Below are 25,465 nucleotides of genomic sequence, written 5' to 3' on the forward strand. Positions count from 1 at the left end.
TGTATCCAGACAGGCACGGACCATTCCCATGAAGACGAGAACCAAAACTTTCGTAATGCCCGATCCTACGGCAGGCGCGGATTATCTTGCAGAAACCCTTGACACTTTAGGAGAGACAGTAACCCTGAACATGGGGCCATCCCACCCTGCCACCCACGGAGTACTGCGCTTGATCCTGGAACTGGACGGGGAAGAAGTCCTCTCCTGCGATCCTGTCATCGGACACCTTCATCGCGGCATAGAAAAAATCGGTGAAACCATTCAATACAATCAGTTTGTCCCTTACACCGACCGCTTCGATTACCTGGCTCCCATTTCCAACAACATCGCCTACGCCTGCGCCGTAGAAAAACTGCTCGACTGGGAACTCCCGGAACGCGGCCAAGCCCTGCGCGTTCTTGCTCTGGAACTTTCGCGTATCGGTTCCCACCTTTTGGACGTCGGTGTCGGCTCCATGGACGTCGGTGCCATGACCGTCTTCCTCTACACGTACAACGAGCGTGAAAAAGTACACAACTTCTATGAACAGTTGACCGGAGCCCGCTTCACCTCGTCCTTCACACGCATCGGAGGCCAGATCCACGACATGCCCGAAGGCATGGACAAGGAAGTCCTGCGCTTCTGCGACGAATGTTCCAAGACACTCGATGAGGCCGACAACCTCCTCCTCAAAAACAACATCTTCATGAACCGCATGAAGGACATCGGCATCATCTCACGCCAGGATGCCCTCGGATACGGCCTTACCGGCATCCACCTTCGTGCCAGCGGCGTCCAGCGGGACCTCCGCAAACTCAATCCCTACCTCGGGTACGAAAACTACGAATTCGACGTCCCGGTCGGCGAAATCGGAGACTGCTATGACCGCTATCTCTGCCGCCTTGAAGAACTCCGCCAATCCATCCGCATCATCCGACAAGTTCTTCAAACCATGCCTCAGGGGCCCATCAACATGGTGGATCAAAAAGGCACTCTGCCGGAAAAACGTCGCGTCCTTACCGGCATGGAAGAACTTATCCGCCAGTTCATGTCCACGACGGAAGGCGTCAACGCTCCGGCAGGCCAAGTCTATTTCGCTGCCGAAAACCCGAAGGGAGAACTTGGTTTCATGATCGACTCGAAGGGAGGCGGCATACCGAACCGTCTGCGCATGCGCTCCCCCTCCTTCTGCACGCTTTCCATCCTGCCCAAACTGATCCCCGGCCACCTCGTCTCCGACATTCCGGCCATTCTCGGCTCGTTCGACTTCGTGCAAGGCGAATGTGACCGTTGATTTTTCCCCGCCATCCACTCCATTCATCCTTTCATACCCTTCATCTCTTCAACACGTTCATTCCATGTCCGAACATACAGAGAACGCCATTGAGGCAACTATCGCCCACCAGCCCTCTCCCGGTGAACAGTATTATCCCCCGTTTGCCCCTTCCCCGGAACTTGACGCCGAAGCAGACCGCCTGATCGCTCAATACCCCGAAGGCCAAAGCCAGTCGGCCGTCCTGCCCGTCCTGCACGTCATCCAGAAAAAATTCGGCTACATCTCCGGTGAAGCCATGACATGGACTGCAGCTAAGATCGGTTCGACTCCCGCCCACGTTCTGGGCATCGTCACTTTCTACCCCGGACTTCGCCAAATGTGTCCCGGAAAATTCCATCTCCGGGTCTGCAAAACGCTGACATGCGGAATGTCCGGAGGAGAGGAACTCGTCGATGTCCTCTGCTCCAAACTTTCCATTGACCGGAAAGCCATGACGCACGAGACGCCCATTGCCGTCAGTCCCGATGGAAAATGGAGCATCGAATTCGTAGAATGCCTAGCCAACTGCGGAGAAGGCCCCAACATCCTTGTCAACGACAAGCTCCACTCGCGCATGACCCCGGACAAGGCTGACGAACTCATCTCCCTTTACCAGAACGCCTGATCCGCCACATCGCGCAAACAATCCAACCAATTTCGCCTTCCGACCATGAGCATCACTTACCTTCCCGGCAAAGAGCCTCACTCCAAGGAGCACCGGATGATCTTCAAGAACGTGGACCGCGCCGGATGGGATACATCCATTGAGACGTACCTTGCAGACGGTGGCTACCAGCAGTTGAAAAAAGCTCTCTCCATGGAGCCCAAGAGCATTATTGACGAAGTGAAGAAATCCGGTTTGCGCGGTCGCGGCGGCGCAGGTTTCCCAACCGGAGTCAAGTGGACTTTCATCCCGCCGAACAACACCAAGCCCGTTTACCTCATCTGCAACTGCGACGAATCCGAACCCGGTACCTTCAAGGACCGCTTCGTCGTCCATCAGGATCCTCACCAGCTTCTGGAAGGGATGATCATTTCCTGCTATGCCGTCGGTGCACACCTCGCCTACATTTACATGCGTGAGGAATTCCCGATTGCAGCGGAAATCGTTAACAAGGCATTGGATGAAGCCCGGGCCAACAACTTCCTCGGTAAAAATATCCTCGGCTCCGGGTACGATCTGGAAATCCATCTCCACCGCGGTGCCGGCGCCTATATCTGCGGCGAAGAAACCTCACTTATCAATTCCATCGAAGGTCTGCGCCCCTACCCGCGTATCAAGCCTCCCTTCTTCCCTGCCGCCATCGGCCTCTATGGATGTCCGACCATCGTCAACAACGTCGAATCTCTCTGTCACGTCAAGCACATCATCGGCATGGGAGGTGAAACCTACTCCCAAATGGGAGCCCAGCGTTCCCCCGGTACCCGTATTATCGGAGTATCCGGCGACGTAAAGAAGCCCGGCTATTATGAAATCATATCCGGCTCCATCACCTTCGGCGAACTGCTCTATGACCTCTGCGGCGGTCCCCGAGATGGACACACTTTTAAAGCCGTCATTCCCGGAGGTTCTTCCTCCAAGATTATGCGTTGCGACACCCCATTGAAGCTCAATGGAAAAGATATCACCTTCTTCGATATCCCGCTCGACCTCGACAGCATTGCCCAATGCGGTTCCATGGCCGGCTCCGGCGCGGTCATCGTCATGGACGACTCGCGTTCCATGCCTTGGGTTCTGAATAACATTAACAAGTTCTATGCTCACGAATCCTGCGGACAGTGCACTCCCTGCCGCGAAGGATGCCCCTGGATGGTCAAACTCACCAACCGCATACTCGCCGGCAAGGCCTCAGCGGAAGACGTCGATCTCCTCCTGCAGGTAGCCAACCAGATCGAAGGAAAAACGGTTTGCGCCTTCGGCGAAGCCGCTTCCTGGCCGGTTCAGGCCATGCTCGCCAAATTCCGTGAAGAATTCATCGCTCTGACCCAACCGATCAACGCCCTGCTTCCGCACAACCCCGAAGCGAAGGAACAAGTTAAATACCTTGTTCGAGACTAAGCCCCAACAACTACCTTTTGCATTCACGCACCATGAGCGAAGAAACTCTCAAACTTCCCAAGGACATCGCCGCTGAACAGGGCAAAGTAAACGTCCAAATCAATGGTACCTGGTACATGTTCCCCCGCGGCATGCGTATCATCGAAGCCTGCCAGTCCGTCGGCATCTACGTTCCCCGCTTCTGCTACCACCCCAAGCTGGTCATCTCCGGTTCCTGCCGCATGTGCCTTGTTGAACAAGGTATGCCTCCCCGCCCAGCTCCCGGCCAAGCCCCTCAATACAATGCGGACGGTTACCAGACTATCCAATGGATGCCCCGCCCCATCATTTCCTGCGCTAACACGGTAGCGGAAAATATGGGAATCAAAACGGACAGTCCCCTCGCCCGGGAAGTCCGTCGCGGCGTGCTGGAATTCTACCTTACCAACCACCCCCTCGACTGCCCGATCTGCGACCAGGCCGGAGAATGCCGACTGCAGGAATTTTCCTCCGACTACGGTCAACCCACCAGCCGCTTCACGGAAATGAAGACCAAGAAGGGCAAAGATCTGGAAATCGGTCCCCGCGTCAACCTCGACCAGGAACGCTGTGTCCTCTGCGGTCGTTGTGTCCGCTTCATGCGAGACGTAGCCGGCGATGAAGTCCTCAGCATGTCCCAGCGCGGCACTCACAATGCCATCACGATTTTCCCCGGTCGGCAACTCGACAGTAACTATTCGTTGAACACCGTTGACCTCTGTCCCGTAGGAGCGCTGACATCCAAGGACTTCCGTTTCAAAATGCGCGTATGGTTCCTGAAGTCCACGCCGACTATCGACGTAAACTGCGGTACCGGCACCAACATCAACGTCTGGTCCCGCGGCAACGAAGTCTTCCGTATCACCCCACGGCAGAACGATGAGGTCAACTCGTGCTGGATGCCGGATTCGCACCGTCTCAACTACAAGTATATCAATTCCGACCAGCGTATTCCCCAGCCCGTCATCCGCACAGATGCAGGAGCTCCGCATCGCCACACTACCTGGGAATCCGCCATCGCATCCACAGCGGAATCCATCCGGCGGGTCGGTGCAGGCAAGATGGCTATCATCGCCTCCGCCCGCATGACCAACGAAGAACTCTACCTCACCCGGAAGCTGACGGACCTGATCAGTACGACGACCCTCGCCATCGTTCCCCGCATGGGCAAAGGAGACGACATGCTGATCTCCCCCGACGGCAACCCCAACACCACGGGAGCCGGACTCCTTTTGGGGCTAACCAAGTCCAGCAAGAAGCTTCCCTCCATCATCGAAGGCATCCGTAACGGTACCATCAAGGGGCTCCTCGTCCTGGGTGAAGACCTCACGGAAGCCACTGCCGGTTGCACGGAAGACGACCTCGCCAAGCTCGATTACCTGGCCGTTGTCACGCACTCAGCCAACCCAACGGCCAAGAACGCAGACATTGTGCTGCCCGGAGTAACCTTCGCTGAAAAATTCGGAACGATGATCAACACCACAGGCCGCATCCAGCGCCTCAACCGCGCTATCATGCCCCAGGGCCAAGCCCGTGACGACTGGCAAATCCTGCGCGACCTTTGCACGGCATTCGGAGCCGATGAAACGATTTCCAAGCTTTCAAGCTCCCAGGAAATCCTCCAGCTCATCGTCGGGGAATGTCCCGAGTTTGAGGGAGTCACCTGGGGGGCCATTGGAGACCAGGGCAAACAACTCATTGAAACCGGCGTTACCATCCCGCTGATCGAACGGGAAAAAGCCAGCCGAGGCCGTTAATCCACAACATCTGCCAACATTCACACGACAATGGAAACCATTCTCCGCTTCTTCGATGAACTGCTGAGCACCCCCGTCTGGTTCTACCTGATTACGACCATCGCCAAGCTGGTCATCTGCTTTGCCATTACCATCGCCTTCGTCCCCGTCTCCGTCCTGATCGAACGCCGCGTCTGCGCCTTCATTCAGGATCGTGTCGGTCCCAACCGCGTCGGTATCCCCCTCACTATCTTCCGTCGCTTCGGTAGTAAGAAAGAAGTCCCTTTCTCCTGCCTGCTGGACAAATTGGGGCTTCCGCACGACGGTCGTGCCGCCGAATTGCTCAAGTTCCTGAGACTTGACCGCGACATTGCCCTGTTCGGTCTGTTGCAGCCCGCCGTTGACGGAGCCAAGCTCTTCCTTAAACAGGACTTCACTCCCCCCTTCGTCCGCAAAGTTTATTTCTGGGTTGCTCCCGCCCTCGTCATGGCGGCACCCCTGATGTGTGCCGCCGTCATCCCGTTCTCCGGCAATCTGGAAACGCCCTACGGCAACATCAACATGGTCGTCGCCAACCTCGGCGTCGGGCCTCTGTGGATCTTCGCCATCGCCGCCATCTCAGTATACGGCCTCGTCCTTGCAGGCTGGGCCTCCAACTCCAAGTATCCTCTGATGGGCGCCCTCCGCACATCCGCCCAGATGATTTCCTATGAAGTCTCGATGGGACTCTCCGTCATCCCCCTCCTGATGATCTACGGCTACCTCAACCTCACCGACATGGTTCAATACCAAGCCGACAACGGTTGGATGCTTCTGCCGCTGTGGGGCGAAGGCCTCTCCTGGCAGCGTTGGATTCTCCTGCTGCCTATCGGTATCAGCTTCATCATCTTCCTGACCTCCGTTTTCGCAGAATCCAACCGTACACCCTTCGATATGTCCGAATGCGAAACCGACCTCGTCGGCGGCTATCATACGGAATATTCTTCCATGAAGTTCGCCCTCTTCTTCATGGGCGAATACGCAGCCATGGTCGTCGGTTCCGCCTTGGTCATCACACTCTTCCTCGGAGGCTGGTCCATGGGCTTCGGACTGGACAGTTTCGTCCCCGCACAAGCCAGCTGCCTGGCTTCCCATTGCGGACTGGACGGCACCTGGGCCGGCTACGTCGGCAACTGGGTCACCGTCGCCCTGCAACTCATCGCTTTCCTGTTGAAGCTTTTCTTCTTCGTCTTCTTCTTCGTCTGGGTGCGTTGGACCCTTCCCCGTTTCCGTTACGACCAGGTCATGAAACTCGGCTGGCTCGTCTTCTTTGAAGCGGCTCTGGTCAACATCTTCATCACTGCCGCCATCATTTACTTCATCCCGTAATCTCCACCTACCCCACAACCATGGCCTACAAGATACTCAAGCGCCCCAAGCTTTCCATCTCCGACAGGTTCTACCTGAAAGCGGTGTTTGGCGGCCTCGTGATTACGCTGAAACACATCTTCCTGTCCCTGATCGGCAAATCGCACGGTAAAGAAATGCTCGGCGGTTCCGGTACGGGCGTTACCATGCAGTACCCCGAATACAGATGGGACAAGAACCTGCCCAAGTACTACCGCGGCATGCCCTCCCTGGTACGTGGCGACGACGGACGCGAACGCTGCGTCTCCTGCCAGCTCTGCGAATTCATCTGCCCGGCCCGCGCCATCACCATCACTCCGGGGGAAATCGATCCTTCATCGCCCTATGCCAAGGTAGAAAAAGCGCCCAAAGAGTTCGAAATCGACATGCTCCGCTGCATCTACTGCGGCATGTGTGAAGAAGCCTGTCCTGAACAAGCCATCTTCATGTCCCAGGAATACCTGCTCACTCCGCAAAGCCATGAGGAATCCATCCATAACAAGGCCAAGCTCTACGAATTGGGCGGTACCCGGAAGGGATTGATTAACAAGTGGAACCAGTACAAATAAAACCTGCGTCCCTAGACATCGAGAATATCTGACACTCAACTGCTTTCACATTCATGGACACTTTTGTTAGCGACATGCTCTTCTACGTTTTCGGGCTCTTGGCCGTCATCACTGCCATCATGGTGATCGTCAAGAGAAATCCCGTCACCTCCGCCATTTTCATGGCTCTCTCCTTCGCCAGTACGGCGGCCATCCTGTTCATCCTTGGAGCCCATTTTCTGGGAGTTGTCCAGATCATGGTCTATACGGGAGCCATCATGGTACTCATCGTCTTCATCGTCATGATGATGAACATCAAGGAAACGGAAACGGCCTACAGAAGACCCCTTCCCATCATCCTCGGCGTCCTCGTCGCCTTGGGATTCGTCTCCCAGCTCTCCGGCGTCGTCTCCTCCATCCCGGGGGCTTCCAGCGGCAAATGCTGCCCGCTCTCAACCTTTGGCAATGCCTGGGACGACATCTTCACCCTGCAACCCGGAAAACTCACATCCGTGCCGGAAACTCAGGGAGCCATCAAGATCAACTCTTTCCTAACCCTTGCCGAACAAACTCACCTCCTCAAGGAACCCGGACGCATCACGGACGTCAACATGAAGACGGTCAAGTCCGAAAAAGACGGTAAAGACATCGTTGCCATCCAGGCGGAACGTGAACCCATCGTCATTAAAAAAGATGGTAAAGCCTTCGTTGCCTTGGAACGCATCAACGCCGCCACCGATGGCGAAGCCGCACGCATTCAGCGCAAAATCACCATCATGAACACCGATGGAGATATCGTCTCCGCTCTTGTGGAAAACACAACCAGCACTCCCGACGATGTCAGAATGCTCACTGCCGGCAGTACCCCGGTCAATAAAAAAATGGCGGTTCAAAAGCTGCATGCACCAAAAATTCATCTCCCCGATATCGCCCCAGCCCTAGCTGTCGGAGAATTCCCTCAGGATTCCCGTATCCGTAAACTCATTGAGCAAGGAGAATTCCCGGATGCGGCACTTCTGGGCAACACCCTGTTCACCAAGTACAACATCGCTTTCATGATTGCCGGCCTGTCCCTGCTCGTCGCAACGATCGGAGTCGTCTCCCTCTCGCGCAAACCGTCATCCCGTCAATAACACCATCCGCGATAACCAGTAACCCGCAAGTTTTTCACTATCATGGTTCCGCTCACACATTACCTCATTCTATCCGGCATCCTGTTCGCCATCGGGCTAGCAGGCGTCATCATCCGCCGGGACATTATCGTCATCTTCATGTGCCTGGAAATGATGCTCAGTGCCGCCAACATATCGCTGGTCGCCTTCTCCAGAGCGCAAGGCACCATGGGACTGCCTAACTACGATGCCCAGGTACTCACCCTGTTTGTCGTCGCAATCGCTGCGGCGGAAGTAGCCATCGGCCTGGCGCTTATCGTAGCGCTCTACAGAGCGCGCCATACGGTAAACACCAGAGACCTGAACGTATTGAAAGACTAACCTCCTTCCTCTCCCATCTTCATCATGGATACGAAATACACCTGGCTGCTGCTCTTCCTGCCTCTGACAATCGCCGTCGTCAACTGGCTGTTCCTGAAAAAGCGAGGCAACATCGCCGCTCTGACTTCTACGCTCAGTGCCCTCGTCACCCTCGTCATCTCCATCGGCTTGCTGGGGCAAACCGGTACCGACGCCATTTCCTGGCTGACTCTGCACGGGCAGGACGTCAACTTCAGTATTGGCTTCGGGTATCTGCTTGATCCCCTTTCCACACGGATGATGGTAGTTGTCACCGGCGTAGGATTCCTCGTCCACTTGTTCTCCCTTGGTTACATGGACGACGATTCCGCCAAGACGCGCTACTATGCCGGATTGAGCCTGTTCATGTTCTCCATGACCGGCATCGTCCTGGCCAACAATCTGGCCATGACCTTCATCTGCTGGGAATTGGTCGGATTCTGCTCCTACCTGCTCATCGGCCACTACTTCACCAAAAACTCCGCGGCGAACGCCTCCAAAAAGGCCTTCATCACCAACCGCGTCGGCGATTTCGGATTCCTCATCGGCATCCTGGCCACATGGGCTCTTGCCGGGACGCTCTCCTTTGCCGACATGGAACTGCCCCAGGGGCTCAGCAATGATCTGCTCACCATCGTCATCCTCTGTCTCTTCTGCGGAGCGGTCGGCAAATCGGCCCAGTTCCCGCTCCATGTCTGGCTTCCCGACGCCATGGAAGGCCCGACACCCGTATCCGCTCTCATGCATGCCGCCACCATGGTTGCCGCCGGCGTTTACATGATGGTACGCATCCAGACCTCCCTCGGTACCGAAGTCTTTACGGAAACGGCCTGCATGGTTATTACCTCCATTGGCGCCATCACCGCCATCCTGGCCGCTTTCATGGCCACCCAGCAGAATGACATCAAGCGCATCCTGGCCTACTCCACCCTTTCCCAGCTCGGGTACATGATCATGGCCGTCGGCCTGCTGGCCGGAGAAGCCGCCATGTTCCACCTGTACACCCACGCCTGGTTCAAGGCACTGCTCTTCCTCGGAGCCGGCGCCATCATTTACGCCTGCCATCACGAACAGGATATCTGGAAAATGGGTGGTATCCTCGGACGCATGAAACTCACTTCGCTTTGCTTCCTCCTCGGGACCGCCGCCCTGATCGCCATCCCCGGAACATCCGGATTCTTCTCCAAGGAAGGCATTCTGACCGCCGCTCTGGAAACCAACCCGCTCTTCTTCTGGATCGGTGCCGGAGTCGCCTTGCTGACCACCTTCTACATGATGCGGCTCGTCATGGTCGTCTTCTTCGGCAAACCCCGTACCCAGAGTGCGGAACACTCCCATGAAGTCGGAACCGCCATGTGGCTGCCTCTCGTCATCCTTGCCATTATGGCCGTCGTCTCGGGATACGGATTCATTGCGGACAAACTTGTTCCCGCCAACGATTTCCAATCGGAAGGCCTCCACATCGGCCTGCCCTTCTACGTTTCCCTCGGAGCTCTCATCATCGGCGGCATCCTCGGTATCGTCTGCTACGCCGGAGTACCGGCCAAGGACAGGCTCTCCTCCAACCCTATTGCCAGGCTTTTCGCCAACCGTTTCTACATCGACGCTTTCTACGACAAAGTCCTCATCCAGGGAGTTCAGGGCTTTTGCTCGGCACTCATTGACTTCCTTGACCAATTCGTCTTCGGCATCATCGTAGGCGGCTGCGCCCGCCTGACAGCCGGGGCCGGCTGGGTTCTCCGTTATCTGCAATCCGGCAGCATCGCCGCCTACACGGTGCTTTTCGGAGCCGGCATCCTGCTGGTTATCTACTTCATGGTCTTCCACTGCTAACCTCCACCCACACCAACTACCATGCTTATCTGGCTCGTACTTATTCCCCTGATTGCCTCGGGACTCATCGGTATCTGCAAGGCACCCGCCAAGCCGACTGCCATCCTGAGCGTTACCCTGACTTTGGTTCTGGGCATCTGGGCTCTGGTTAGCTACGACTCCTGCTCGTCATGCTGGACGCAGTTCATGGATACGGATCTGCAGCTGACTCTTGCCCCCGCGCTAGCCAAAGTCATGCTTCTGCTGACCATCCTCGTCACCTTTGGCACCATTCTGGGCGTTTGCGCACCGGAAGGCAATAAAGCCTCCTGGTACATCTCCCCGCTCCTGATCTCAGCCGGGGCAACAGGAGCGTTCCTCTCGGACAATATTCTCTCCTTCTTCGCCTTCCATGAACTGGCCCTCATTCCCACATTCGTGATGATCGGCCTCTTCGGACGCGGAGACAAGCGCACGATCGCCTGGCGCATCACGCTGTACCTCGGCCTGGCGTCCATGGTACTCCTGACCGGGCTTCTCATGCTTGGTTCCCAGCTCGGTTACACCTTCACAGCCATCCGTGAAGCCGTTGAGGCCGGAGTCCAGTTGAAGCATGCCTGCACCATCGGCGCCCTTCTGCTGGCCGGGTTCGGCACACTCGTTTCACTCTTCCCCTTCCACTCTTGGGCAGCGCCCGCCTACGCCTCGGCTCCAACTCCGGTAGCCATGATGCATGCCGGCGTACTCAAAAAGTTCGGTCTATACGGTCTGTTCATGTTGCAACCCATGATTTCCGGAGCTTTTGCCCCGTGGAACAACCTCTTGATGATTTTCCTGGTCTGCAACGTCATCTGGGTCGGTTATGTCACCGTCAACCAGAAACGCCTGGATCTCCTGCTCGGCAACTCCTCCGTGATGCACATGGGCTACATCTTCCTGGCCTTTGCCGCACTAGTCTCCACGGAAACGAATCCCTGGGCGACACAAGGCGCCGCCCTGCTAATGCTGGCACACGGACTTTCCATCGCCCTGCTCTTCCTGCTTTGCGGACAAATCGAAGCCCGTACGCAAACACTGGAACTCGGAGCCCTCGGCGGACTCGGCAGCAAGCTTCCCCGGCTGGCCTTCATCTTCGGCATCGCTTCCATGGCCTCTATCGGCTTGCCCGGCCTAGCCAACTTCCCCGGCGAATTCATGATCTTCTTCTCGGGGTTCGCCGGATTTGCCGGCCACTTCGGTCCGGTTCAAATCGCCACGGTCCTCTGTCTGTGGGGCTTGGTCATCAGTGCTATCTACATGCTCCGAGCCTACAAGGACATCTTCCAGGGAGAACTTTCCCGTTCCTGTGAACGCGTCGAGACCCAATGTTCCTGCAAATGCGGTTCCAGCCATACCGCCTGCCTGGCCGTGCTGTTCCTGACGGCCGCTTTGGTTCTTTTCGGTTTCGGTCCCAACATCGTCCTCAGTTTCTTCGGGAATTGACCCTCACGTCCAGTAACCCTTTCCAACGATTCATCCCATGCAAGTTCTTACGCCTGAATTCATTCACGTGGTACATTCCATGCAATCCTACACGCCTGAATTCATTCTCGTCGGTGTCGCCCTCGTCCTCCTGCTTGCGGACGCTTTCCTGAAAAACGTCCCCAAATGCGCCTTCGGCCTCATCGGGGTCCTGGCCTCACTGGCAGTCATCCCGTACTACACGGCGGAAAACCTCTACGGCAACATCTACGCCATTCTGGCACTGATCTCCACAGCCCTCACCCTGCTGTTGGCCGTTGATTTCAAAGCTGTCATCAACCTCTCGTCCAACCAGGGCAAAACCCAGGACGGAACCGGCGAATTCTTCATTCTTCCCCTCATTGCCTGCGCCGGTATCACCGCCATGACAAAGGCTACGGACCTGATCACCCTGTTCGTGTCCCTGGAAGTACTCACGCTGACCTCCTACATCCTCGTCGGCTACTTCCGCCGCAACATCGGCTCTCTGGAAGCCGGAGTCAAATACCTGATTCTGGGTGCCATCAGCACGGGTGTCCTCGTCTTCGGCCTCGCTTGGTACTTCGGCATGACCGGTACGTTTGAAATCAGCAAGAGCGCTGTCCTTTCCGCCATTGCTTCAGGCAACTCCGCCGGCATCCTCTTCGCTCTGGCTCTGCTCGTCATCGGAGCCGCCTTCAAAATCGGTGCCGTACCGCTCCAGATGTGGATCCCCGACGTGTACCAGGGAGCCCCCCTGCCGACGACGGCTTTCCTGTCCGTTGCCTCCAAAGTAGCCGGTTTTGCCTTCCTGAGCATTATCCTCGTGCCCTTCGCCAACATTCCGAGCGTCCTGCTCATCCTCGCCCTGATGGCTGCCGCCACGCTCCTCGTCGGAAACCTGGGAGCTATTCCCCAGACCAACCTGAAACGTTTGATGGGTTATTCCTCCATCGCCCAGGCCGGTTTCATCCTTCCCTTCTTCCTGACGGACGGTTCCTATAACGGCGCGCCCGATTCGACGATAGCTCCGAATGCCGCCCTTTACCTTGCCATCTACATGCTGATGACCTTCGGCGCCTTTTTTGCCCTCAGCCTCATCCGCATCCAGCGCGGCAGCGAAGAGATTTCCGCCTTCCGGGGGCTTGGCAAGACCAATCCCCGCCTGGCTCTCGCCATCACCATCATGTTCGCTTCTCTTGCGGGTGTTCCGCTGACGGCTGGGTTCCTTGCCAAGATGGCATCCTTCCTGCACGTCATCCGCTTCGGGACTTATTCATCCTGGCTCCTGCCCATCATGGTCATCTGCGCAGCCTCCGGTTTCTATTACTACTTCAAGGTCATCCGCGCCATGTACTGGGAAAAGCCCCGGGAAGAAGACGAAGCAATCATTGTCACGCCCATCACCGCTATCGTGATGACCGGCTGTGCAGCTGCAATCGTCATTGCCGGAATCATGCCCCTCTTTACCTCCGGACTCTCCAACCTGTAAGGATACTCCACGACGATTTCTTAAAAACCGGTCGGCCTCCGTGGCTGGGCGGTTTTTTTGTTTTGCTAAAACCGATGGGCTCCCCCTCTTCGTCTCTTTCCCGCAGAGATGAAAAACGGAGGAGTATCAAATTTCCGTTCGCGATATTTTGAACATGAATCATGAAAGAGATTCTCCCGGCGAGCCGTTCTATTATAAACACCCATCAGCACGCATGATCAAAGCCAACCTCTTTTCCGTCCTGCTCCTCATCGGAGTTCTTCCACTGGTACCTGCTTTTGCCAATCCGGAAGAATCGACCATCCTGGCCTCCCCGGTCGGTTTGTCTCATTCTCTGGAAACCGGCCCGGTCTGTTTCCATCTCGGAATCTCCAAAGACGGACAGCTTTTGGGCAACACAAAGTTCCAGGGAAAGCCTGCCGCATTGGATTCCCCCCTCGGCCTCACCGTGGACGGGGTCGACATCGGTCAAAAAATTCAATCCATCAAAGAGCAACACAAGGGTAGCGGAGAAGCCACCTACGCCATCACAACACAAGGGGGACAGAACTACTTCCTTGACGTCAGGACATATCCTGACGGGCTCGCCATTCGGTACAGAATCCCCTCCGATACGCCCAGAACCATTGAGCGTGAGCAAACATCCTTTTCCTTCCCCTCCTCCACCCGGGCCTGGTATGCCAGTGGTCCCTTCCAATACGGGTGGATTCAATCGTATCAAGATCGTCTGACAGATACCATACAGGGAGAACTACTTGCCCCTCCCGCCACATTCCGTCTGCCCTCCGACACCTACGCTGCCGTCACGGAGGCCAATCTGACCCATTTCCACGGGGCTGTCATGTTCGGAGATGCCCCCAACCGCATCCGATTTGGATTTGTTGACAACAAAGGTCACATTGAATCGGGCATACCCACCGGCATGCCAGCCATGCAATATGCCCATTCCGAAGTTCGCGACATCGCCTGGAAAGCATTCCCCGACGCCTCGCGGTCAGAAATCATAACACCTTGGCGCATCCTGATGCTGGCCTCCGACTTGAATGGCCTCGTCAACAACAACATCATCCGGGAAGTCTCCAATCCCCCCGATCACGAACTCTTCCCGCAGGGATCAAAAACAAGCTGGATCAAGCCGGGCCGGGCTGTCTTCACATGGCTTACCCAAGGAGGAGCCAGCCGACTCAGCCAGGAAACATACAAAAAATATATTGATGGAGCCTCTGAACTGGGACTGGAATCAGTCGTCATCGATGATGGATGGGAGCACTGGCCTGATAAATGGAAAGACATTGCCGAACTGGCCGAATACGGGAAAAAACGCCACGTAGGCATCTGGTTATGGCGGCCCTCGTCGCCACGCTTTGGCAACCGGAACGACATCGGACTGGAACAAGCGGAAGAAAGAACCGCATTCATGAAAAAATGTGCCGAATTGGGTGTACAAGGACTCAAAATCGACTTCTTCCACACAGAAAATGCCTACACCGTCCAATTGATGGAAGACATCTTGAAAGAGGCTGCCCGCAACAAATTGATGGTCGTCTTCCATGGTGTCAACAAGCCCACTGGGGACTACTTCACCTACCCCAATCTATTAGCCAAGGAAGCAGTTCGCGGCCTGGAATGCGTCGGTGGTGAAAACAATTGGGCTCCCGGTCCGCCCTGGCCCTATCACAACACCGTCCTTCCTTTCACCCGCTGGCTGGCAGGCGGAGCCGACTATACCCCTCTCAACTTCCGTCATTCTTATCCCCCCTCCGTCACCTTTGCACACCAGTTCGCCACCATCTACGTGCTCACATCACAGATGTTGATTCTGGCCGCAGATATGGAAGACATGCTTTCCTCTCCCGGAAGGGGATTTATTGAAAGTGTCCCCGTCGTATGGGATGAAACCGTCGTCCTGCCGGAAAGCAGTATTGGAGAACTGGCAGCCATCGCCCGCCGCAAAGGTAATACATGGTACCTCGGCGTCCTCAACGGAGAAAAGCCCAGGGAACTGAAATCCAGGCTGGAGTTCCTCAGCGCCGGTATCTATGATTTGGAAATCCTGGCCGACAGTCCCAACGACAGGAAAAACATCCAAATTCGCCGTTCCACATTCCGTACCGGAGACTCACTGACCGAGGACCTACACTCAGGAGGAGGCCTCGTCATCCGCATCACCAGACGTCCATAAATCTGGGAGCGGCACAGATCTTCGCCGCCGCACCGCCATGTCCAGCTTCGATCCTTCCATCCGTTTCCAAGGCACATTCCGCAGTTATCAGCAAGGCATACTCGACCGGGCGGAAGACTACTGGGACGACGGGCAAATCCATATTGTGGCAGCCCCCGGAAGCGGGAAAACAATCCTGGGACTGGAGTTAATCCGCCGCAAGAATGCCCCCGCGCTTATCCTGTCGCCCTCCGTCACCATCCGCCAGCAATGGGGAGAACGTTTCCGCGGCAACTTCCTGCCATCGGGACGGGATGATTCCGGCATGATATCCTTCCGTCTCTCGGAGCCCAGGCTCATCACCTCCGTCACCTACCAGGCTCTTCACGCGGCATGGACGGGTCGCCCCCTTCCGGCAGAAGACGATGGCGACGAGCAGGAATATATGGAGGACACCACTTCCGAAGAAGACAATGCCCCCTCCGAATTCTCCGCTAGAAACGAACTCATCGAAGCCATCCACAAGGCAGGTATACGCACCATCTGCCTCGATGAAGCCCACCACCTCCGCAGCGAATGGCAAAAGGCTCTCGAAGCCTTCCTGAAAGCCCTCAAGGCAGACGTCTCCATCATCGCACTCACGGCCACACCTCCCTACGACAGTACGCCGGAGGAATGGAAACGCTACATGACCGTCTGCGGAGAAATCGACGCCGAAATTTTCGTTCCCCAACTCGTTTCGCAAAAAAGTCTTTGTCCTCATCAGGACTACATCTACTTCAACTATCCTGCCGCCCCCGAGCTGGATGCCCTCCAAAAATACCGCCAAATAGCGTCCGAAACCACGCACACCATTCTAACCGGCCCCATATTCGGAGAAATACTGGAAGCCAGCGCTCTTCTGACTCGGTACCGGGAAATGGAGGAAACCCTTCTGGAATATGCGGATCAATTCTCATACATTCTGATTCTGGCTCACGCCAGAGGTGAAAATATCCCGAGAAAACTTATCCGTCTCCTCACCGGCAGAAAGAGCCTCCCCTCATTCACCTCGATCAAATATGCCGAATGGGTCTTCAATTTCATCCTCGCTCACCCGGAACTCTTTTCACCCGCCAGCGTTGAGCACCTGCACACCGCCCTCTCACATGCCGGCCTCATCAAGCGCCACCAGGTCTGCCTCCTCTTCGATGACAAACTGAAGCGCACCTTCATCTCATCAGTCGGCAAGCTGGAGAGCATCACCATCATCGCCGAGGAGGAACACAAACAACTCGGGCGCGATTTGCGCCTCCTCGTGCTGACGGATCACATCAAGAAAAACCTGCTCTCCACCATTGGCAGTGATCGCCCACTGCAAGAAATGGGAACGGTACCCATCTTCGAAGCCATCCGCCGCAAGATGGGAGAACAGGTCGGCATCGCGCTCCTGTCCGGCACCCTCGTGCTTTGGCCGTCCAATACACTGGGGGCATTGATGGAGACCGCCCACGACATGGGGATTTCCCTCACGTCGCGCCCCCTGCCCAATGTGCCATATTGCGAACTAAACTTTAGCGGACAAAATAAAAACAAGGTTGCCGTCATCACGAAAGCCTTCCGCCAAGGGCATTGCCAAATCCTCGTCGGCACCAAATCCCTGCTGGGGGAAGGATGGGACTCTCCCTGCATCAACAGCCTTATCCTGGCCAGTTTCATCGGCTCTTTCATGCTCTCCAATCAAATGAGAGGGCGAGCCATTCGCATCGATCCCGACAAACCAGATAAAACCGCCAATATCTGGCACCTCGCCACGCTGGAACCCGAAGCTGCCCTGAAAGAAAACACCATCGTCAGATTCATCCAATCACTCAATGAGGAACCGTCCAGGCTGGAAAGTGAAGACTACGACATGCTCACACGCCGTTTCGAAAGCTTCATGGGGCCTTCCTACAGGCAAGGACAATACATCACCAACGGTATCGAACGCCTCGACATCATCCAGCCCCCGTACACCAAAAAGCACATTCAGGAAATCAATGAACAGATGCTGTCCATGGCCGCTGACCGTGAAGGAATGCGCAAACGTTGGGAAGAATTATTGCAGGGATCAGACGTCAATAAGGAGGATATCCTCGAAACCGTCGAACTGAATCCTCCCAGAGAACCTACAAAATTCATCTTCTTCAATTTACTGTATCTTCTCCTACTGGGCGGCACTCTTGTTGCAGGCTTTGCATCAGCCGGATCGGCAATCATGAAAGCCGCCACAATTTGGCAACTCATTGCCCTCATCGCCACATTTTGGATTCTGCATAAAATTTACATACTCATCATCTACCGGATTCTTCCTCTGCTTTCTCCGGAAAAAACAATACGCAGCTTTGCGACAGCACTACTGAGCACCATGAAGGAATGCGGGAAAATCGCCTCACCAGATACGATAGCCCGCGTCGCCTCCTTCAACTCCAGCCTGATCATCACCTGCGAACTACAGAACGGCTCTCTCCGGGAAAAAACCCTCTTCCGCAACGCCATCGGAGAACTCCTCTCCCCCATCGACAACCCACGCTACCTCCTGATTCGCCAGGACTTCATCCTGGGGGCCCTTTTTCTCGACTACGACCGCAGCTATGCCTGTCCCGCCATCCTCGGCAACAATAAAGAATCAGCTGAAGCCTTCCAAGAGCATCTGGACAAGCTCCACTGCCCGTACAAACTGGTCTTCACCCGTAATGAGGTCGGTAGAAAAATCCTCCTGAAATGCCGGAACAGGTCGCGCATCAATCGAACTGGAAAATTCATCAAACGCTTCCGCATTTTCGACAATTAGACGCCGACAATCTCAAAAGACGAAGGGCTGCCCTGCGCATTGTTGCAAGGTAGCCCTTCTGTACTGAGAATCGGCAGCTTATTTCATTTGCACAACCAATGGCGTCTGGACGGCCCAGGCTTTGCGGGAGACGACCTCCGTCCAATCCTCCGCGGATTTCACAGGAGAAGCCTTGCTCCACATGGCTCCCATGTACCAAACGAGAGGCTCGTTGCTCTTGAGCGGGCGGAAAAGATAAGTGTTGCCATCCTTGTCCAATTTCCCCTTGGCATTCGGCACAATCAAAGCGCTTCCAATGATGCCGTCCTTGCCATCCTTACCGCTTGGGGTACCCCAGACGGCCACATAACCGGCTTTCGGATCGACATTGGTGGTTTCAATACCGTTGAGTTCCGGATTGGTGTTGATTCCGGCAGCGAATTGAGGAGTCGGAGTCCCCTTCACTTCAAACCGGCTTTCGGCCCGGGTAAACGGAGAACCGGCATCCAGAGTCATAACTCGCTTCTCTTGAACGGTAACGCCGCTACCCGCTTTCCAAGGAGCATAAGTCACTTCAAACGCAGTGCGGATGGGGCCATTGTAAAGGTTTTTCCCTGTAGCCCAGTTGACGGAAGCAAAGGGAGTACCGTCCCTCACGACGGCCGTAGCGCCGCAACCACGATTCGGACCAACCTTATACATGTCCAGCCCCTTGCCATGATCGGAATGGTAGTTGCCCTTCTTGTAGAATTCGTCGATAACGAGTCCCGGACCGTACTTGCACCAGATATCGGATCCATTGGAGAAGAGGCCTTCCCCCTTCGGAGCCGGTTCCGACACCTTGGGACCGTAGATACGGTGAGCGGTCACGTCATTCTCCCAGGCAAAGTCATCCATGCGTTCGGGGACATAACGGCTGTAACAGACGGTATCTTTGGAGGCAGCTGGAAGAGTCTTGCTGGAAAACACCCAATAGTCACGGGAGACTCTGGCGGGGAAATCGCCCTGGAAGAGGAGGGCATCCGTCTTACCGTCACCGTTTTCATCCACAAGCTGATGGGGGATGACGCGCCCGTCGCGCACATCGAAGACACGCAGGTTTTCGGCATCGGCAGCAGGCATATCGGGCCATTTAATGGAAATCGTTTCATGCGAACGATACACCGGCAGAGGATTCGTCACCGTGACTGTCCGGCGTCTTGGATTTTCCTTCGCCACGACGGCCTTGCGCAATTCGGTACCGGCAAGCAGGTAAGCTCCAGGACCATAAACTTCCGTAGACTTGGCTGAATAATGCCCCGGTTTGTCGGCAATAGGCTGAACCCAACCGAGGAGTCCGTCCTCTTCGACACATTCATTGGCAGCTTTCCAGGCTTTTTCGATCACGGGCATATATTCCTTGGCATCAAGAAGGCCATTGTTGACGCCCCAGATCAGGCCGTAGGTAATAAACAGGGTACCGCTCATTTCCTTGAGGGGCGGATCCTCCGGGTCAAGCAGACTGGCGTGCCAGGAACCGTCTTCGGTCTGGCAATTCTTGAGGGACTTGGCGAGAGTCTTCAACAGGTTTTCATAAAACGGGCGCGTCGGCCAGTCCTGCGGCATGTCGCGGAGAATCAGAGGAAGGCCGGCAATGACCCAGCCGTTGCCACGGCTCCAGAACATTTTTTTACCATTGGCCGCCTTCTGGGTAAAATAGCGGGAATCGCGGGAAAAGAGGCCGGCCTTTTTGTCGAAAAGATAGTCGTAGGTAGCCTTGTATTCCTTGTCCATGAACTTCAGGTACGATTCGTCACCCGTATACGCCGCTAATTTGGCATAGGACGGAGGAGACATGAAAAGGGCATCGCTCCAACACCAGCGGTCCTGGCACTTGGGTGTGCCGAATTCCAGTTTGGCCTGGGCAGGGTTATCTTTGACCTTATCCAGAACTTCTTTGATATTTTTCACGGCAGCGGGGTTGCCGTCGCGGCCGGCCATTTCAATCCAGGCATGGCCGACACAGTGGTCGTCGGCATGGTAGTGGCGTTTGCCGACACCCCAGTTGGTTTTTTCACCGACTTCCCGGATGGCCTTCAGACCGATGCCTTCCGGCACAGCCAGCCCGTATTGAAGCAATCCGGAATACAAGGCGCCGTTGGTCCAGTCCGTTTTCGAGTGTTTGGGATGCTTGACCTGCCATTCGGCAACTTTACCCATATTGTCGCGAATAACCTGTTCATTCAATTGATCGGAAGCGGCCCATCCGGCTCCGGTTCCGACAGCAAATAAGGCCAGCGCATGCGCGGCAATCACCTTGTTGTATAAAAAGTAAGTCTGCATAAGAAAAAGAGGATGGTAAATAAGATAGCCGGTTCGACACGGATAGTCCAACTCCAAAATTTCATGTGCCGCAAATATTCCCTAACTTTCTCTTCTCCGATACCTGCGCAGACGGTACACGATGACGGCACAAGCGATGATCGCCAACTCCAGAAGAAAGGACCAATTCAGGATAAAATTCAACCACCACGGCTTGTAAACGGAGGGAATGTGGTACATGGCATACAGCTTGAGAGAAAAAGGAGCAAACCACGGAATATCCCCGACAAAAGAATCCAGGACAAGGTGGAGAACTCCGCTCAAACTGAATGCCAGAGTCGCCCAGGCGACCGAAGAATACCTCCGGCACAAAACCCAAATCCCGGCTAAAACGCTCAAGCTGACCCAGAGGAGGGGAAAGTGTGTCCAATACGTATGGTGGTGATGCTGACGACCGTCTACCAGATAGAAATACAACAGGTCAAAATCCGGAAATACGGATCCAAGCAATGCGGCGAACATGACCAGTTTCGCCTGGCAGCTCCGAAATGTACATCCTAGAAGGTACCCGGCAGGAAGATGAGCAATGAACATGATTCTCACCCGTTACCATGAAAAAACAAGCTGACCGGTACAAGGCAAAAATTCCCCTGTCCATGCCCTACCCGGCACAATTCGTGAAAGATTACGCATCATCCGAAAGTAATATCTCTATTACCATTTCCCATGAATACCCGGAACCTCCCCCTGAATGGAATAGTCTGCGGCCTTGCCCTCCTGGCAGCCAACGGAACTCTGGCCGGCCTGATGCATCCGGACATTCCCCTGCAAACATACAGGGACTTCGCGGAAAACCGAGGTCGATTTGCTGCGGATGCCACCAATGTTCCCGTTTACTACAAGGACGGAACGCCGTCGGGAACCATCCCCAGAATGATGAGTTTTGAATCCGTTGTGGACGAAGGTTTTGCCGCTCTAACCGGCAATCCCCAGTTCCTTGCCACTGTCGCCCACAACGGCGGCTACCAAACGGCATCTTTCACCAAACGCTTTGGCGGCCAAGACAACTACCGTGTCGTCAAAAAAAACAATGGATGGGGAGAAAAAACCGACTACACGTATGACATCCAGGTAGCTCGATTGGACAAGATTGTCACGGAAGCCGAACCCGTTCCCTTCGTGGAAGATGAAGAATTACTTCTCAATATCAAAGGAAAGCCCGTCCTCCGAGCCGGAGGAGGCACCCAAAAAGTAGCTGTCGACAAAGACAATTCGAACGATGTGGCGGGAGCCTACTCCTTCCTGACGGGAGGCACGGTCATTTTCACAAACGTCCTGTCAACGCCCCCGTCCAACAACCCGGAACACCCTGCCAGCAAATACAGAGCCTTCCAATTCCAATATTCCCTTCAGCTTGAAAAGAACCCTGACCTCCCCCTGCCCATCTGCATCCTCGGAGGCGACAGCGGAAGCGGCAGCTGGATCTACAATGACAAAAACAAGCGTTGGGAATATATCGGACCGGGGCAATCCGGCGGAGGCGGCGGATTTAGTCAGATGCGCAGCAGCAACATCTGGAGCATTGATGTCATCCGATCCTATTTCGATCCGGAAATCACCTCGTCTTCGTCTACCCCTATTCTCTGGAAACCAACGAACACCGAAGGTCAAGGAAAACTCGTCCAGGGAGCCAGGTCGTGGGCATACCATGGACTGGCTCAGGGAAAAGCCTTCCCGGATGCCACCATGGATGAACTGGAAAAAACGCGTAATCTCGTCTTCTCCGGCACGCCGTCCGAACTCCGTCTGGAAGCCCCGGTCGATATGGGCGCCGGCAGCCTGACTTTCAAGACAAACATGAAACTCACGGCGGCCCAGCCATCCCATACCCTGTACTCGGCAGGCATGGATATCCGCAAGGGGACTACCGTCACATCAACCCTGACGGCCAAAGATGGTCAGGAATGGCGCAAAGTCGGTAAAGGAACCCTAATCATTGAAGGGAATGGAGATAACCCGGCTTCCCTGAACCTGGGAGACGGACAAACCATCCTGAATCGCGAAAACGGCAAGGCAGCCTCGTCCGTCATGCTGGTATCCGGCCGCCCCGCTCTGCGCCTCCAGGGAGACAACCAGCTTGCCGGACCCGTCCACTTCGGAGCCAAAGGGGGATTACTTGACCTCTACGGTCATTCCCTGACCTGGAACACCCTGCCCCATCTCGACGAAGGAGCCCGCATCACCAACCTAAAACCCGGCACTACATCCACCTTCACCTACACGGGCTCCGGCTCCTTCTTCGGTGTGTTGACCGACGGAGGAGATACCGCCAAAGGTTTGCTCAAAATCGTCTATGCCCCCGAAGGAAAGGATGATCAAGCCACTTGGACCTGGAGCGGAAAAATCACGAACAAAGGCGGTATCGAAATCCGTAGCGGCCACATTTCCATCACCGGAAGGCCCACCCCGCATGCCGCCAACTTTGTCGATCCTTCAGACTGGATTACTTCCGTCGTCCAAACAGGGAAAGCCCCTATTATCCTCCACCCCGGTACGACATTGACGATCGGAGCCCACACGGCAGTCCAGGCCAACTTCATCGTCATGAAAGGTGCCACCCTGACTGTGGATAAGGATGCCGCCTGGCAAGGCATCGCCTCCGTGGAACAAGGGGGAGCCATCAATCTCTCCCCGGAAGCCAAAGGGAAAAATGTCATCAAAAACAAGTCCTGAACCTCCCTCATCCATCACAATAAACTCAATTTCAAGCCAACACCGGGAGGCCGTTCCGCCAGTACGCGGAGCGGCCTCCTGCCGTTTTTTCCCGTCTCTCTCCCATCCCCGGTGAACGGAAACACCTGTTTCCATGTATATCTTTAGTAGGCTCATTCCTAACTCCTTACCATCATCTCCACATGGACCAGGCATCATCATCCGGCATCCGGCAGCAGGTATTCCTCATTCTGGCGATCATCCTCATTTGTTTCAACCTGAGACCGGCCATGACGGCTCCCGACCCTTTACTGGGGGAACTCAGACATGATCTGGGACTTTCCATGGACGATTCCGGAACCTTTGCCCTCCTGCCCGTTTTTGTCCTTGGCATCGCAGCGGCCTTGGCTCCCCGTGTCGCCCGTCTGCTCCTCCCGTGGAAAATCATCCTTATTTTCCCTCTCGTCGCCGTTGCCGGAATCCTCTGGCGCAGTTACGGTGGCATGATCGGTCTGTATGGTGGCATGATCGTCATGGGCCTGGGACTGGGCATTGCCGGAGCAGCCATTCCCGGATTCATCAAACATACCATGCCGGACAAAGCGCCGTTCATGATGGGAATCTACAGCGCCCTCGTCGGCCTGGGTACATCCGTCGCCGCGGCTACCGCCTACCCCATCGCCGCCAACCTCGGAGGATGGAAGGAAGGACTGGCTTTCTGGGCTGCTCCTATCCTGCTGGCTTGCGCCATCTGGGGGTGTTACTTCAAAATCTATCCCAGCCACGCACGCCAACAGCCCCTTGAAACGAATATCAGCCGTTTGCTGACCCACCCGCGAGCCTGGCAAATCACTCTCTTCTACATGAGCCGAGTTGCAGCGGCCTACTTCCTCTTCACCTGGTTCCCCATCCTGCTCAAAGGCAGGGGCATGAACGGCGATGACGCCGGATACGTGCTCTCCCTGATCACCCTGTCTCAAATCCCCGCCACTCTTGTTGCCCACTGGGGAGAAGAAAAACTCGGAGGGCACGGCAGGCTCATTACACTGGCCCTGGCATCTTCCGTAATCTCTTGCTGGGCCATCATGTATGGACCGCTGGAGTGGGTCATACCGTTCTCGATCATATGCGGACTTGGAACGGGAGCCGTGTTCAGCAGAGGCATGAGTCTGATGGTAGAACGAGCGGATAACGAAACAACGGCCCTGGAACTATCCGGCATGTCGCAGGGATTCGGATTCACCTTGGGGGCCCTCATGGCGCTTGGTGGGAGTTTTGTTCTCCAGCACGGTAGTTCCATCCTTCCATTCTGCCTGATTTACACGGCATTCTGTATCATGGGCATCGTCACGGGTCGCCTTTCGGCACGCCCGGGATACGTCTAAATACAACCGGCAAACCGGATTGAGTAATAGAATCATGGCACCTCGCTTGATTTTTTGAGCATTTTATCTTCTCGTTTTCAAAAAATGCCTAATAAGACGCTTTATTGGAATTCGTATTTGCCCTTGTGAACCTGCTGTTGAAGAGAAAATCCTTCGGGATACACCAGTAATTCAAATCGTAATCGTTTGTTCATGGTTAAGGAACATGGATAGCTTCCAAAAACTATTCTAAAAAACATTTTTTTGCTCATTCGTGACCGTTTCTACCAAAAAATCCGGCGAGGTCTTTTTTTGATTCATGGAGAAACGGGCGGATCGAATTAATTTAATCACAAATCATTTACTATCAAATCATAATAACAATCCATTCATAGATAAAGATGAAATTGAAAGCCTTCTTCTATCGGGAAGAGAGGATAATCATGATCGTTGACAAACGGATTATCAATCCGCTATATTGATTCATTATAAGCTTATTATGAGAAAGTAACATTCCCAGGCAAAGATGATTTATTGAATGTAACTTAACTCTCCATGGCTCTTGGAGCTATTTTTCTTCTTTATGATTTTTCTGCTTGATTGCGGATTGATAATACGCTATTTTATAGAAGTATTTATCATCTTTTACCATGAAACTACGACTTCCTCTCTCTTTGAAGCTTTTACTTCTTACCGCTTGCTCAAACGTTATATTTTTTTCACAATCAGCTGCTTACGCTTCAGATGGTTTAAGCCTGAACTTTTATAGAAGCGGCGATGACGCCTACCAGGTATCAGGTA

General features: G+C 54.9%; 17 protein-coding genes. 15 read left to right on the plus strand and 2 right to left on the minus strand.

What is annotated here, in order from left to right; all coding sequences use genetic code 11:
* Positions 1-28 precede the first annotated feature (28 nt).
* From nuoD to QET93_RS10775, 13 genes are all read left to right on the plus strand, one after another.
* Positions 29-1,273 (plus strand): NADH dehydrogenase (quinone) subunit D, encoded by a 1,245-nt coding sequence (gene nuoD, locus QET93_RS10715; protein ID WP_280131880.1) that lies wholly within the window; start codon positions 29-31, stop codon positions 1,271-1,273.
* A gap of 64 nt (positions 1,274-1,337) precedes the next feature.
* Positions 1,338-1,919: an NAD(P)H-dependent oxidoreductase subunit E gene (locus QET93_RS10720; RefSeq protein ID WP_280131879.1), complete on the plus strand. Its 582-nt coding sequence runs from the start codon at positions 1,338-1,340 to the stop codon at positions 1,917-1,919.
* A gap of 96 nt (positions 1,920-2,015) precedes the next feature.
* On the plus strand, positions 2,016-3,353 hold the full coding sequence (gene nuoF, locus QET93_RS10725; protein ID WP_345783055.1) for an NADH-quinone oxidoreductase subunit NuoF: 1,338 nt from the start codon (positions 2,016-2,018) through the stop codon (positions 3,351-3,353).
* A 32-nt stretch (positions 3,354-3,385) separates the two neighbouring features.
* Positions 3,386-5,128, plus strand: coding sequence for a molybdopterin-dependent oxidoreductase (locus tag QET93_RS10730; protein ID WP_280131878.1), 1,743 nt, complete (start codon positions 3,386-3,388; stop codon positions 5,126-5,128).
* 30 nt (positions 5,129-5,158) lie between these two features.
* A complete protein-coding gene (locus QET93_RS10735) occupies positions 5,159-6,475 on the plus strand; it encodes an NADH-quinone oxidoreductase subunit H (RefSeq protein ID WP_280126171.1) in 1,317 nt (438 codons plus the stop codon).
* A 20-nt stretch (positions 6,476-6,495) separates the two neighbouring features.
* Entirely contained in the window at positions 6,496-7,062 is a 567-nt protein-coding gene (locus QET93_RS10740; RefSeq protein ID WP_280126170.1) for an NADH-quinone oxidoreductase subunit I, read from the plus strand.
* 53 nt (positions 7,063-7,115) lie between these two features.
* Positions 7,116-8,174: an NADH-quinone oxidoreductase subunit J gene (locus tag QET93_RS10745; RefSeq protein WP_280131877.1), complete on the plus strand. Its 1,059-nt coding sequence runs from the start codon at positions 7,116-7,118 to the stop codon at positions 8,172-8,174.
* Positions 8,175-8,216: 42 nt separating this feature from the next.
* Positions 8,217-8,534, plus strand: a complete 318-nt coding sequence (nuoK, locus tag QET93_RS10750) for an NADH-quinone oxidoreductase subunit NuoK (protein ID WP_280126168.1) — start codon at positions 8,217-8,219, stop codon at positions 8,532-8,534.
* Positions 8,535-8,558: 24 nt separating this feature from the next.
* Positions 8,559-10,385 (plus strand): NADH-quinone oxidoreductase subunit L, encoded by a 1,827-nt coding sequence (gene nuoL, locus QET93_RS10755; RefSeq protein WP_280131876.1) that lies wholly within the window; start codon positions 8,559-8,561, stop codon positions 10,383-10,385.
* Positions 10,386-10,406: 21 nt separating this feature from the next.
* Positions 10,407-11,846 carry a proton-conducting transporter membrane subunit gene (locus tag QET93_RS10760; protein ID WP_280131875.1) on the plus strand — a complete coding sequence of 480 codons (1,440 nt, stop codon included), beginning with the start codon at positions 10,407-10,409 and terminating at the stop codon, positions 11,844-11,846.
* 79 nt (positions 11,847-11,925) lie between these two features.
* Positions 11,926-13,335 (plus strand): NADH-quinone oxidoreductase subunit N, encoded by a 1,410-nt coding sequence (locus tag QET93_RS10765; RefSeq protein ID WP_280131874.1) that lies wholly within the window; start codon positions 11,926-11,928, stop codon positions 13,333-13,335.
* Positions 13,336-13,489: 154 nt separating this feature from the next.
* Positions 13,490-15,517, plus strand: a complete 2,028-nt coding sequence (locus QET93_RS10770) for a glycoside hydrolase family 97 protein (protein WP_280131873.1) — start codon at positions 13,490-13,492, stop codon at positions 15,515-15,517.
* Between the two features lie 37 nt (positions 15,518-15,554).
* Entirely contained in the window at positions 15,555-18,308 is a 2,754-nt protein-coding gene (locus tag QET93_RS10775) for a DEAD/DEAH box helicase family protein (RefSeq protein ID WP_280131872.1), read from the plus strand.
* A gap of 78 nt (positions 18,309-18,386) precedes the next feature.
* On the opposite strand, the gene QET93_RS10780 is transcribed toward QET93_RS10775, so the two are convergent.
* Both QET93_RS10780 and QET93_RS10785 read right to left on the minus strand, forming a co-directional pair.
* On the minus strand, positions 18,387-20,609 hold the full coding sequence (locus QET93_RS10780; RefSeq protein ID WP_280131871.1) for a glycoside hydrolase family 88 protein: 2,223 nt from the start codon (positions 20,607-20,609) through the stop codon (positions 18,387-18,389).
* An 81-nt stretch (positions 20,610-20,690) separates the two neighbouring features.
* A complete protein-coding gene (locus QET93_RS10785; RefSeq protein ID WP_280131870.1) occupies positions 20,691-21,182 on the minus strand; it encodes a metal-dependent hydrolase in 492 nt (163 codons plus the stop codon).
* 132 nt (positions 21,183-21,314) lie between these two features.
* Between QET93_RS10785 and QET93_RS10790 the strand changes: the two genes are divergently transcribed.
* Positions 21,315-23,321 (plus strand): S6 family peptidase, encoded by a 2,007-nt coding sequence (locus QET93_RS10790; protein WP_280131869.1) that lies wholly within the window; start codon positions 21,315-21,317, stop codon positions 23,319-23,321.
* A 182-nt stretch (positions 23,322-23,503) separates the two neighbouring features.
* A complete protein-coding gene (locus QET93_RS10795; RefSeq protein ID WP_280131868.1) occupies positions 23,504-24,685 on the plus strand; it encodes an MFS transporter in 1,182 nt (393 codons plus the stop codon).
* Positions 24,686-25,465: the final 780 nt, after the last annotated feature.

It is taken from the genome of Akkermansia sp. N21116, assembly GCF_029854705.2.
Classification (GTDB): Bacteria; Verrucomicrobiota; Verrucomicrobiia; order Verrucomicrobiales; family Akkermansiaceae; genus Akkermansia.

Bases quoted from the DNA above. Each gene is read 5' to 3' on its own strand.
- nuoD (WP_280131880.1), top strand. From the start codon at position 29: ATGAAGACGAGAACCAAAACTTTCGTAATGCCCGATCCTACGGCAGGC.
- QET93_RS10720 (WP_280131879.1), top strand. From the start codon at position 1,338: ATGTCCGAACATACAGAGAACGCCATTGAGGCAACTATCGCCCACCAG.
- nuoF (WP_345783055.1), top strand. From the start codon at position 2,016: ATGATCTTCAAGAACGTGGACCGCGCCGGATGGGATACATCCATTGAG.
- QET93_RS10730 (WP_280131878.1), top strand. From the start codon at position 3,386: ATGAGCGAAGAAACTCTCAAACTTCCCAAGGACATCGCCGCTGAACAG.
- QET93_RS10735 (WP_280126171.1), top strand. From the start codon at position 5,159: ATGGAAACCATTCTCCGCTTCTTCGATGAACTGCTGAGCACCCCCGTC.
- QET93_RS10740 (WP_280126170.1), top strand. From the start codon at position 6,496: ATGGCCTACAAGATACTCAAGCGCCCCAAGCTTTCCATCTCCGACAGG.
- QET93_RS10745 (WP_280131877.1), top strand. From the start codon at position 7,116: ATGGACACTTTTGTTAGCGACATGCTCTTCTACGTTTTCGGGCTCTTG.
- nuoK (WP_280126168.1), top strand. From the start codon at position 8,217: ATGGTTCCGCTCACACATTACCTCATTCTATCCGGCATCCTGTTCGCC.
- nuoL (WP_280131876.1), top strand. From the start codon at position 8,559: ATGGATACGAAATACACCTGGCTGCTGCTCTTCCTGCCTCTGACAATC.
- QET93_RS10760 (WP_280131875.1), top strand. From the start codon at position 10,407: ATGCTTATCTGGCTCGTACTTATTCCCCTGATTGCCTCGGGACTCATC.
- QET93_RS10765 (WP_280131874.1), top strand. From the start codon at position 11,926: ATGCAATCCTACACGCCTGAATTCATTCTCGTCGGTGTCGCCCTCGTC.
- QET93_RS10770 (WP_280131873.1), top strand. From the start codon at position 13,490: ATGAATCATGAAAGAGATTCTCCCGGCGAGCCGTTCTATTATAAACAC.
- QET93_RS10775 (WP_280131872.1), top strand. From the start codon at position 15,555: ATGTCCAGCTTCGATCCTTCCATCCGTTTCCAAGGCACATTCCGCAGT.
- QET93_RS10780 (WP_280131871.1), bottom strand. From the start codon at position 20,609: ATGCAGACTTACTTTTTATACAACAAGGTGATTGCCGCGCATGCGCTG.
- QET93_RS10785 (WP_280131870.1), bottom strand. From the start codon at position 21,182: ATGTTCATTGCTCATCTTCCTGCCGGGTACCTTCTAGGATGTACATTT.
- QET93_RS10790 (WP_280131869.1), top strand. From the start codon at position 21,315: ATGAATACCCGGAACCTCCCCCTGAATGGAATAGTCTGCGGCCTTGCC.
- QET93_RS10795 (WP_280131868.1), top strand. From the start codon at position 23,504: ATGGACCAGGCATCATCATCCGGCATCCGGCAGCAGGTATTCCTCATT.